Source organism: Stenotrophomonas sp. 2YAF22 (genome assembly GCF_052114665.1).
Lineage (GTDB): Bacteria > Pseudomonadota > Gammaproteobacteria > Xanthomonadales > Xanthomonadaceae > Stenotrophomonas > Stenotrophomonas indicatrix.
On record NZ_JBFRFE010000057.1, the window covers coordinates 1 to 11,408 of the forward strand.

The window sequence follows — 11,408 nt, forward strand, 5'->3', positions numbered from 1 at the left end:
GGCTCACGTGGCCTTCGATCAGGCCGGTCGGGCGCACCACGTCCGGCGAGAACAGTTCCAGCCAGTACAGGCGCGACATGTTGAGGTAGAGCTCGCCGTTGAGCGGCGCACTCGGTTCCCAACCGGTCTGCATCTTGGCATCGACGAAGCCGTTGCCCTGGAAACCCATGCCCAGGTAGCCCTTGATGCTGGCCGGGGTCATGTCCAGCTTCAGCGAGAACTGGTCATAGCGCACCAGTTCGCCACGATTGGCATCGGCCACGCTGGTGTTGCGGTTCTCGCCCAGGCGTACGCCGCCTTCGGCCGAGCGCACTTCCACATGCCCTTCCCACGCGTTGCCACGCGGACGGATCTGCGCGTCCATGTTGAGTTCGCCACGCAGGTAGATGCGCCGGCCGGACTGCGGTGGCAACCATGGCTGCACCAGCGCCAGCGGCAACGCATCGCCGCGCACAACCAGCCCTTCGCGCGGCCAGTTGGCGTGCGCACACAGGGCGCCTCCGGTCGCAGCACCCAGGCAGGTTTCGCCCAGCGTGTAATTGCTGCCGTTGATGGCGAATGCCGCAGGCGCACGCAGTGCCCACGCATCGCCCTTCACCGGCGCGATGCGCAGCGTGGCCAGTTCGCCACGCCATTGCTCGCCCTGCTGGCGCACGCTGCCCTGCAGCTCGATCGCGCCCAGTTCGTTGCGGGTCTGCGCGGCCAGGCGCAGGTTGGAGACACTGCCCTGCGCATCGATGTTCAAGCGTTCCAGCAGCATGCCGGCATTGACCTGCTGGCCCTGTATCGCCAGCGTGCCACTGTCGCCACGCCACGGCAGGCGGCCCTTGATGCTCAGGCTTTCAGCGCCGTAACCGTCCCAGTTGAGATTGTTGCCGACCAGGTCGGCGGTGATGTCCGGTGCATCGCGCGGGCCTTTCACCTGCACCTGGCCACGCAGGCCTCCATCGGCGCCGGGCAGCAGGTCGCTCAGCTGCAGCGGCTCGAAGCGCGCATCGATGTCCAGGCGGTCGCCGACCTTGCCCGAGGCGGTCACCCGGCTGCTGCCGACGGCCAGTTTCAATTCACCCTGGCCCTGCTCACCCTGCAGGGCGAACTTGCCTTGTGCATCCACGTTGCGCTGGCGCAGGGTGCCCTTCAGCGACGGCAGGTCCACCGTGGCCTCCAGCGTGCCCGCGGTGCCCGGCGGCGCGTTGGCCGGCGGCGGCAACTGATGTCCCTTGGACGCGAGATTGCCGGACAGACGGCCATCCCAACCCGGCGCGAAGTAGCCCGGATCGAAATCCTTCAGCGTGGCCTTGGCATCCCAGTCCAACTGCGGTGCCCACGCCACCTTGCCTTCCACCTGCAGCTGGCCGCCCGGCGTCTGCGCCTGCAGTTCGCGGATCTCAGCGGCCTGATCGTTGCCACGCACATCGAAGCGCAGCTGCGCCTTCTGCTTTTCGCGTTCGACATCGGCACGGCCGATCGCCGCCCAGGCCTTCAAGGTACCGGCCAGGCCGAAGCGCGCTTCCTTCAGCGTCACCGGCACCGGCGAACTGCCGGCGGTGTTCGGGTCCGGTGCCGGCACCCAGGTCAGGTCCTGCGCGATCACCGAGAAGTTCAGCTTCTGCTGGTCTTCCTGGCTGAAATCGGCGGTACCTTCCAGGCGTGCTTCGCCGCCCAGGCCCTTGACCACCAGCGGCGAGACCTTCAGCACCTGGTCCTGCAGCGAAACCACCGAGGGCGCCAGCTCCAGTTCCTGCTCACCCTGCTTCACCCGGCCATGCAGGTTGGCGTTGCCGCCCTTGCCGGAGGCGGTGAAGTCCAATGCCAGCGGCGCGATGGCCGAGCTGGCCAATGCCGGCGACAACAGCGCCAGGTYCAGCTCGTCGCTGCGTACAGTCGCGTTCCAGGTCGGATCGGTGCGGCCATCGAACACCAGCATCGCGTGCAGCGGCTTCGGTGCGCGACCGGCCAACGCCACTTCCATATGCGCCAGATCACCGCGCGCGACCAGGCCGACCGTGGCCGCGGTACGTCCGCGCGGTGCCGGCAGCACGGCAGTGACGGTGACGTCGGTGTCGTAGTCCTTGGCCGGGATGTAGCGGCCCTGGGCAGTGAAATTGCCCATGTCGCTGTCCACCACCAGCTTGCGCGCCTGGAACTCGCCATTGGCGATCTCGATGCCACCGCGCACGCGGCTGATGTCGATCACCGGCTCGTTGGCCTGGCTGATGCGGAAACTGTCGATGGCGATCACATCGGCCTGGATCGCCAGCGGCATTTCGATCTGCGGCAGCGAATCGGGCCACGACGGCAGCTTGAACGGCTCATCGCTCTTGGCCAGGTTGAGCGTGGCGTTGGTCAGTTCCAGCTTGTCCAGCAGCAGCTTGCGGCCCAGCAGCGGGCGCAGGTCCGGCTCCAGGTGCGCGCGCTCGGCGTGGAAATGGATGTCGTCGTAGCGGAAGTCGACGTTGTACAGGGTCAGCGGTCCGGCCACCGGACCATCGACCTTGTCCCAGGTGAAGCTGGCACCCACCGGCAGGCGCGCCACCACCTGCGCCAGCAGCACATCGCGGCCGGCCACCGTCTGCAGCAGCCAGTAAACGGCCAGCAGGGCGACCAGCACCAGGCCGACCACGCCCGCGCCGGACCATGCCCAGAAGCGGCGACGACGGTAGAAGCGCACGCGGCGCGGCGGCGTGTTCGGCGACGGAGTCGGTGCGGGCGTGCTCACAGGTCCGCTCCGATGTTGAGGTACAGCTGGAACTGCGAATCAGGGTTGTTCAGGCCATGCGCGATATCCACCCGCACCGGTCCCACCGGCGATTTCCAGCGCACGCCGAAGCCGACGCCGGTATGCAGATCGATGTTGGTATCGAAAGCACTGCCGGTATCGACGAACACCGCTGCACCCCACGGGCCGCCATTGAAGTAGTGCTCGTATTCGGCCGAGCCGACCACCAGGTGCTTGGCACCGAGCGCGTACTTGTCCGGTTTCGGCGTACGCGGGCCGACCTCACGGTAGGCATAGCCGCGGATGCTGCGGTCGCCACCGGCGAAGTAGCGCAGGCTGGGCGGCATCGCCACCAGGTCACTGGTCCAGGTGGTGCCGCCTTCGCCGCGCAGGATCAGGCGATTGGTAGGCCCCACCGGGATGTACCAGCGCAGCACGGCATTGGCCTGCACGAAGCTGGTGTCCGAACCGACGCCTTCGACGCCGGCACGCACCGTCGCGGTGCCACTGATGCCGCTGCGCGGGAACAGCTCGTCGTCCACCTTCACGTAGTCGGCCACGATCTGCGGGTAGACCAGCGTGGACGTGTTGTAGACCGCATCGGTGAACTCGGTGCCCGAGGCATAGCGCCAGCGCTCGCGCAGCGCGTTGATCGAGGCGATGGCGGTCCAGTTCTCGTTGATCTCGCCGCTGCGGCTGGCGATCAGCTTGAAGTTGCGCAGATCGATGTAGTCGGTCTGTTCGTCATAGGCACTGGCGGCGAAGGTGTACCAACCATCCAGCCAGTTGAACGCCGGGATGCGGTAGCTGGTGATCAGGCTCTTGCGCTTCTGCGCATAGTCCAGCTGGGTGTTCATCTTGTGGCCGCGGCTGTTCAGGTAGCGCCGTTCAAGGCCACCGCGCACACCGGCGCCACTTTCGCTGCCGTAGCTCAGACCGTAGGAATAGATGCTGCGCTTGGCCCGCGTCAGCTTCACATCAACCGGCACCTCGCCGTTCTCATCGGCCTGGTCCGGACGCGGCTGGATGTCGATCACGCTGAAGTAATCGAGCTTGGTCAGCGACTCGCGCAGGCGGTCCAGCTTGCCTTCGTGGAAGTAGCTGCCCTGGTCCCAGTACACCAGCGGGTCGAACAGCTTGTCGTCGAAATAGTTCTGCTCGAAGGTCACCGGGCCCATGTTGTAGCGGCGGCCGCTGTCCCAGGTCAGGTCGATGTCGGCAGCGTTGTCCGCGCGGGTGATCTGCACCTGGCGCTGGGTGTAGTCGGCGTCGAAGTAGCCGCGCTCGGCCAGGCGCCGGGTCACGGTGATCTTGCTGGCTTCGTACTGGGTGTGTTCGAAGCGCTGGCCCTTGCGCGGCTTGAACGCGGCCAGGTCGTCCTGCAGGTACTGGTCGTACATCGCCGGACCGGTGATGTCGATGTGCTCGCGGCGCACCAGCACCGGCTGGCCCTTGTCGACATGGATCAGCACGGTGACGTGCTCGTCCTGGCGTGGCGCCTCGACCTTGATCACCGGGTTGTAGTACCCGAACGGTTCCAGCGCCTGGCGGGTCTGCCGCTCGGCCTGTGACAGCAGGTATTCCAGGCGCGACTCGCCCTGCTCCTTGCCGATCGTGTCGAACAACGACAGCGATTCCTGGATGTTCTCGATGATCGCGGCGTCGTCGCCCTTGTCCAATCCCTTGATGTCCACCTTGTCGATGGTGCCGCGCGCATGGGCCACGGAAGTGGCGCAAAGCGAGAGGACCATCAGCGGCAGGGCGTATTTCGTTGGCTGCATGCGGCACAGCATACCGACCGAAGGTGACGATGCGAAATGCATCACGTCAATCCGGATCGGTTGTTAAGTGGCGGTCAAAATACGCGCCTTTGTGGCGATCATCGCGCCCGCATGCGGAAATATCGGCATCGCGTCGGTGCCGGCCAGCGGCCGGCACTACCCAGTAGATCCACGCCATGCGTGGATGCGGTCTGATTCATTGCGGGATCGTGGCGCTGCCGACCAGCGGCCGGCACTACCGGTGGGTGCCAAGCTTGCCTGGCACCCCATCTCAGCTCGACAGGTGCTCGATCGCCGCGACCTTGCCCAAGCGCTCGCCCAGCATCGTCAGCAACGCCAGGCGGTTGCCGCGCAGTGCCGGATCCTCGGCATTGACCATCACCCCGTCGAAGAACGCATCGACCTGCGGACGCAGGCGGGCCAGGCGCGCCAGCACGGCCACGTAGTCCTTCTGGTGCAGGCTGGCGCCGGTATCGTCGATGGCGGCAGTCACGGCTTCGGCCAGCGCGCGCTCGGCATCTTCCTGCAGCAGGGCCGCATCGATCTGGCCCGGAATATCGCCTTCGGCCTTACGCAGGATGTTGCGGATGCGCTTGTTGGCCGCGGCCAGCGCCTCGGCTTCCGGCAGCGCCGCGAAGATCCCGATCGCGTCCAGACGGCGGTCGAAGTCGTACAGCGAGGCCGGCTTCAGCTCGGCCACCGCGTTGAAGTGGCTGGCCGGCACGCCCTTGTCGCTGTAATAGCCCTTCAGGCGGTCGAGGATGAAGTCGTACAGCTCGGCCACGTCGGCCTGCACGTTGCGCGCGGCCAGCCCGGCGTTGGCGCTGGCCAGCAGCGCGCGCAGGTCCAGCTCGAAGCCGCTCTCGATGATCGTGCGGGCCAGGCCCAGCGCGTTGCGGCGCAGGGCGAACGGGTCCTTGTTGCCAGTCGGCTTCAGGCCCGCAGCGAAACCGCCGGCCAAGGTATCCACGCGCTCGGCGATCGCCAGCACCTTGCCCAGCGGCGACAGCGCGATGTCATCACCACCGAAGCGCGGCTGGTAGGCCTCGTCGATGGCCAGCGCCACCTCCGGCGACTCGCCACCGGCCACCGCGTAGTGGCGGCCGGCGATGCCCTGCAGTTCCGGGAACTCGTTGACCATGCGCGACTGCAGGTCATTCTTGGCCAGCTGCGCGGCACGCTTGGCCAGCAGCGGATCGGCGCCGACCTGCGGCGCAATCACTTCGGCCAGCGACACCACGCGCGCGACCTTGTCGGCCACGCTGCCCAGCTTGGCCTGGTAGGTCACCGTTTTCAGGCCCTCGCCCATTGCCTGCAGGCCCTGCTTCAGGTCTTCGTCGAAGAAGAACTTGGCATCGGCGAAGCGCGGACGGATGACGCGCTCGTAGCCCTTGGCCACTTCAGCGACGTCCCTGGACTCGATGTTGGCGATGCCGATGAACTTCTCGGTCAGCTTGCCGCCGTCATCCAGCACCGGGAAGAACTTCTGGTTGATCTCCATCGTCTCGATCAGCGCTTCCTGCGGCACCGCCAGGAACGCGCGCTCGAAGCTGCACAGCACCGCCGACGGCCACTCGACCAGGTTCACCACCTGCTCCAGGTTGTCCTCGGTGATGCGTGCGCTGCCACCGGCGGTGGCTGCAGCGGCTTCCACCTCGGCGACGATGCGCTGGCGACGCTCTGCCGGGTCAACCAGCACGAAGGCGGCGCGCAGCGATTCCACATAGTCCTGCGGCTGGGTCAGCCACACGGTCTTGTCGTGCAGGAAGCGGTGGCCGCGGCTCATCCGGTCGGCCTTCAGGCCGAACAGTTCGGCCTCGACCACGTCACCGCCGTGCAGCAGCACCAGCCAGTGCACCGGGCGCGCGAAGCCCCAGCTGTGGTCGCCCCAGCGCATCGGCTTGGGAATGGGCATGCCGGCGATGGCCTCGCGCAGGATCTCCGGCAGCAGCGCAGCGGTGCGCGCGCCCGGGGTCACCGCACGGTGCACGAAGCGCTCACCCTTGTTGTCGGTGGTCTTTTCCAGCGCGGTCCAGTCGATCCCGGCCTTGGCCGCGAACCCCTGCAGCGCCTTGGTCGGCTGGCCTTCGGCGTCCAGCGCGATGTTCAGGTACGGGCCCAGCACTTCGCTGTGCTGTTCCGGCTGCTCCAGGCCAACGCCCGGCAGCAGCACGGCCAGGCGGCGCGGGGTCGACAGCGGGCGTGCATCGCCCAGCTCCAGTTCCACGCCGCGCTTGCGCAGGCCGTCGACAACACCGTCGAAGAAGGCCTGGGCCAGGCCCGGCAGTGCTTTGACCGGCAGCTCTTCGGTGCCCAGTTCAATCAGCAGGGGAGACAAGTGGCTCATCGGTTCGATCCTGTGGTGGGGGCGCAGCGCGCGACGCGGCCGGCGCCCCTGGGGTAGTAGGTGAAACGCGTGATGGGAGAACGGGCCGTCAGGCCTTCTTCGCGCCCGGGAAGCCCAGCTTCTCGCGCTGCTCGTAGTAGGCCTTGGCCACCGCCTGGGCCAGCGCGCGCACGCGCAGGATGTAGCGCTGGCGTTCGGTCACGCTGATCGCACGGCGCGCATCGAGCAGGTTGAAGGTATGGCTGGCCTTCATCACCTGTTCGTATGCCGGCAGCGGCAGGTTCACTTCCACCAGCTTCTGCGCTTCGCGCTCGCAGGCATCGAAGCGGTGGAACATTTCTTCCACGTCGGCGTATTCGAAGTTGTAGGTGCTCTGCTCCACCTCGTTCTGGTGGTAGACGTCGCCGTAGGTCACCGGCTGCCCATCCGGGCCGTAGGTCCAGACCAGGTCGTAGACGTTGTCGCAGTTCTGCAGGTACATGCACAGGCGCTCGAGACCGTAGGTGATCTCGCCCAGCACCGGCCGGCACTCCAGGCCACCGGCCTGCTGGAAGTAGGTGAACTGGGTCACCTCCATGCCGTTGAGCCAGACTTCCCAGCCCAGGCCCCAGGCGCCCAGGGTCGGCGATTCCCAGTTGTCCTCGACAAAACGCAGGTCGTGCACCAGCGGATCGATGCCCACCGCCTTCAGCGAATCCAGGTACAGCTGCTGGATGTTGTCCGGTGCCGGCTTCATCGCCACCTGGTACTGGTAGTAGCGCTGCAGGCGGTTCGGGTTCTCGCCGTAGCGGCCATCGGTCGGGCGCCGCGACGGCTGCACGTAGGCCGCGTTCCAGGTTTCCGGACCGATCGCACGCAGGAAGGTGGCCGGGTGGAAGGTACCGGCGCCCACCTCCAGGTCGAGCGGCTGGATGAGCACGCAGCCCTGCTGGGCCCAGAACTGGTTCAGGGTCTGGATCAGGCCCTGGAAGGTGATCGGAACGGTCGGGGTCGCGGACATGCGGACGAGTCTTGGCCGGCAAAGGGGTGCGCTAGTATAACGGCCGACCTGCGGGGCATTCCGTACCCGGAAGGAGCAGGTGGATGGAACATCGGCTGCCCACGGGCACGCCCGGCGAGCCTGGCGCGGCACCGTTGCCGCCCGGTCGCCTGCAGTTCGAACAGGTTGCGGCGGCCCTGCTGGCCGATGGCGTGGTGGCTGCGCACGAGCGCGAGCGCATCCGCTTTTCCGCACAGGGCGCCCGCAATGCCAGTGAAGTGCATCCACTGGTGCTGCTGTCCAACCTCAAGCTGGCCGCCAGCGACGGCGGCGACCTCAATCTGGAACGCCTCACCGAGTGGCTGGCCCAGCGTACCGGCAGCCGCTACCTGCGCATCGATCCGACCCGGGTCGACGTCGCCTCGGTCACCGCCGTGGCCTCGCACGCCTACGCGCGCCGCCATCGCTTCCTGCCGCTGGCGGTGGATGGCGAACGCGTGCTGGTGGCCACCAGCGAGCCGCTGGCACAGGAATGGCTGCGCGACCTGCAGCACCTGACCCGCCTGCGCATCGAACTGGCGGTGGTCAATCCGCTGGACCTGCACCGCTACACCATGGAGTTCTTCGGCGTCACCCGCTCGGTGCGCGGTGCCCGTGGCGACGTACGTGGCGAGACCAGCACCACCCTGCCCAGCTTCGAGCAGCTGGTCGAACTGGGCCGCACCGGCGACGTCAATGCCGACGACCAGCACATCGTGCACATCGTCGACTGGCTGCTGCAGTACGCCTACGAGCAGCGCGCCTCGGACATCCACCTGGAGCCCCGCCGCGAAATGGGCCGCATGCGCTTCCGCATCGACGGCGTGCTGCACAAGGTGTTCGAAGTGCCACCGGCGGTGATGACCGCCGTGGTCAGCCGTATCAAGGTGCTCGGACGCATGGACCTGGCCGAGCGCCGGCGCCCGCAGGATGGTCGCATCAAGACCCGCTCGCCCGGCGGCCGTGAAGTGGAAATGCGCCTGTCGACCATGCCGACCGCCTTCGGCGAGAAATGCGTGATGCGCATCTTCGACCCGGAAGCGGCCTTCAAGAGCATCGACCAGCTCGGCTTCAGCCCGCAGGAAGCGGCCGGCTGGACCGCCCTGGTCGAGCGCCCGCACGGCATCGTGCTGGTCACCGGCCCGACAGGTTCGGGCAAGACCACCACCCTGTATTCCACCCTGAAGCGGCTGGCCACGCCGGACGTCAACGTATGCACGGTGGAAGACCCGATCGAGATGATCGCGCCGGAATTCAACCAGATGCAGGTGCAGACCAACATCGACCTGGATTTCGCCAGCGGTGTGCGCACCCTGCTGCGGCAGGACCCGGACATCATCATGATCGGCGAGATCCGCGACCTGGAGACCGCGCAGATGGCGGTGCAGGCCTCGCTGACCGGCCACCTGGTGCTGTCCACCCTGCACACCAACGACGCGCCCTCGGCCATCACCCGCCTGCTCGACCTGGGCGTACCGCATTACCTGCTGTCATCCACCGTCAACGGCATCCTCGCCCAGCGCCTGGTGCGCACCCTGTGCCCGCACTGCAAGCAGCCGCACACCCTCGGCCGGGCCGATTGGGCGGTACTGGCTGATAGCGAAGCTGCATATCCAGATGCCGCCACGCCCTGTCGGCCGGTCGGTTGCCTGGAGTGCCGACGCACCGGATTCCTCGGCCGCATCGGCCTGTATGAGCTGCTGCCATTGGGCTCGCGCCTGCGCGGGCTGATCCGTGCGGACATGGATCTGGCCGGTTTCAACCGTGCCGCGCGTGCTGAAGGTGTGCGAACCCTGCGCCAGGCCGGGCTTGAAAAGGTGGCACAGGGGCTGACTACAATCGAGGAAGTCCTGTCCGTACTACCTCCCCCGGATGAATCCAGCGCCCTTCCTGATCCTTGAAACCGGCCGCCCCGTGCCGTCGTTGCGCCGCTACGGGCGCTTTCCGCACTGGATCCGGGTAGCCGCCGGCCTGGAAGAACACGAGACCGTGGTGGTCGACGTCGAGCACGGCGCCGACCTGCCCGATCCACGCCAGTTCGCTGGCGTGCTGGTAACCGGCTCGGCCGCCTTCGTCACCGACCACGCCGAATGGAGCGAACGCAGTGCCGCCTGGCTGCGGCAGACCGCGCACGACGACGTGCCGGTGTTCGGCATCTGCTACGGCCACCAGCTGCTGGCCCACGCGCTGGGCGGCGAAGTGGCCTACAACCCCGCCGGGCGCGAATCGGGAACGATTGAACTGGCACTGGACCCGCAGGCCGCGCAGGACCCGTTGTTCCAGGGCCTGCCGAGCCACTTCGCGGCCCACGCCACCCATCTGCAGACCGTGCTGCGCGTACCCGAGGGTGCCGCCGTGCTGGCGCGCTCGCCGCTGGATGGCTGCCATGCCTTCCGCTGGGGCCGCCAGGCCTGGGGCGTGCAGTTCCATCCGGAATTTGCCACCCACCACATGCGTGGCTATGTGCGCGCACGCGCCGACTGCATCGGCCGTCATGGCGGTTGCGCGCGCAGCATCGAGCGCGCGGTCAGCGCCGCGCCGCTGGCGCGCCAGCTGTTGCGGCGCTTTGTCCGCCAGGCCCGGCTGTCTTCAGCCCAGCCGGTGGCAAAACAGGGATAATCGGCGGCACGGGCATACCGCCCGGCCCCTCCTGTCCCTCCCCGGATGTCCATGAAAGAGATTCGCAAGCTGCCAGCCTCGGCGGGCGCCCAGTGGTTGCTGGATACGTTCTCGCTGTATCGGCGTGCGCCGCTGCAGCTGGCCCGGATCGGCCTGACCTGGCTGCTGGTGAACTGGGTGGTCACCCTGCTGGGGACGATGCTGCCCGGCACCGCCGGCCTGGCCCTGCAGATGATGACGCTGGTGATTTCACCGGTGATGTTCGGCGGCATGCTGTACGCCATGGGTGAGATCGACCAGGGCCGTCCCGGCCTGGCCACCCATCTGCTGCAGCCGATCCGCGACCGCCGTGTCAGCCACCTGCTGGTGCCGCTGGCGATCCAGGTGCTGGCCGTGCTGCTGCTGGGCGCGCTGCTGTACCTGATGATCGGCCGCGAGGGCTTCACCGCCTTCAGCGACACCATGACCAAGATGCAGGAACTCGGCCGCAGCGGGCAGCAGATCAGCCCGGAAACCGCCGCCGAACTGGTCGCCAACCTGCCCGCGCAGCGCATCGCGCTGTGGATGCTGCTGGTGTTCTGCACCGCCGTGGCGCTGACCCTGGCGATGTTCACCCAGCCGGCACTGGTGGTGTTCGACCGCCAGAGCGGCATGCACGCGCTGCGCCTGAGCCTGCAGGGCTGCATCGAGAACATCGGCGCCACCGCCGTGTTCACCGTGCTCGGCCTGATCGCCGCGTTCTGCGTCTATGTGCTGTTCGTGATCGTGGTCCAGCTCGGCATGCTGCTGGGCGGCCCGCTGGCGGCGGCCTTCATCGCGCAGCTGGTGTTCACTACGGTGCTGATGCCGCTGTATGTCGGCGCGGTCTATTCGGCCTGGAAGCAGATGTTCGTGCATCGCGGCAGCCGCGGCGCACCGCCGGTG

The 11,408-nt window shown here is 67.3% G+C and carries 7 protein-coding genes; 3 read left to right on the plus strand and 4 right to left on the minus strand.

The genetic code is table 11. The annotated features are described in order from the left end of the window. The 4 genes from AB4Y84_RS04075 to glyQ all read right to left on the minus strand — a co-directional run. The coding region (locus AB4Y84_RS04075) for a translocation/assembly module TamB domain-containing protein (RefSeq protein WP_442249801.1) at positions 1–2,719 on the minus strand (2,719 nt) is incomplete at its 3' end. Beyond that, positions 2,716–4,512, minus strand: a complete 1,797-nt coding sequence (locus tag AB4Y84_RS04080) for an autotransporter assembly complex protein TamA (protein WP_081794577.1) — start codon at positions 4,510–4,512, stop codon at positions 2,716–2,718. The genes AB4Y84_RS04075 and AB4Y84_RS04080, both read right to left, overlap by 4 nt. A gap of 259 nt (positions 4,513–4,771) precedes the next feature. Further along, positions 4,772–6,847, minus strand: coding sequence for a glycine--tRNA ligase subunit beta (gene glyS / locus AB4Y84_RS04085; protein ID WP_428703765.1), 2,076 nt, complete (start codon positions 6,845–6,847; stop codon positions 4,772–4,774). 88 nt (positions 6,848–6,935) lie between these two features. Further along, a complete protein-coding gene (glyQ, locus tag AB4Y84_RS04090; RefSeq protein WP_025878768.1) occupies positions 6,936–7,847 on the minus strand; it encodes a glycine--tRNA ligase subunit alpha in 912 nt (303 codons plus the stop codon). Positions 7,848–7,930: 83 nt separating this feature from the next. Here glyQ and AB4Y84_RS04095 point away from each other — a divergent pair, with 83 nt between their 5' ends. The 3 genes from AB4Y84_RS04095 to AB4Y84_RS04105 form a co-directional block, all read left to right on the plus strand. Beyond that, a complete protein-coding gene (locus tag AB4Y84_RS04095) occupies positions 7,931–9,766 on the plus strand; it encodes a GspE/PulE family protein (protein ID WP_312111473.1) in 1,836 nt (611 codons plus the stop codon). Continuing rightward, entirely contained in the window at positions 9,738–10,484 is a 747-nt protein-coding gene (locus AB4Y84_RS04100; protein WP_025878766.1) for a glutamine amidotransferase, read from the plus strand. Before AB4Y84_RS04095 ends, AB4Y84_RS04100 begins: the two co-directional genes overlap by 29 nt. A gap of 51 nt (positions 10,485–10,535) precedes the next feature. Beyond that, on the plus strand, positions 10,536–11,408 hold an 873-nt coding region (locus AB4Y84_RS04105; RefSeq protein ID WP_442249802.1), incomplete at its 3' end, for a BPSS1780 family membrane protein.

Coding starts and splice junctions, on each gene's coding strand:
- AB4Y84_RS04080 (WP_081794577.1), bottom strand. CDS start 4,512: ATGCTGTGCCGCATGCAGCCAACGAAATACGCCCTGCCGCTGATGGTC.
- glyS (WP_428703765.1), bottom strand. CDS start 6,847: ATGAGCCACTTGTCTCCCCTGCTGATTGAACTGGGCACCGAAGAGCTG.
- glyQ (WP_025878768.1), bottom strand. CDS start 7,847: ATGTCCGCGACCCCGACCGTTCCGATCACCTTCCAGGGCCTGATCCAG.
- AB4Y84_RS04095 (WP_312111473.1), top strand. CDS start 7,931: ATGGAACATCGGCTGCCCACGGGCACGCCCGGCGAGCCTGGCGCGGCA.
- AB4Y84_RS04100 (WP_025878766.1), top strand. CDS start 9,738: ATGAATCCAGCGCCCTTCCTGATCCTTGAAACCGGCCGCCCCGTGCCG.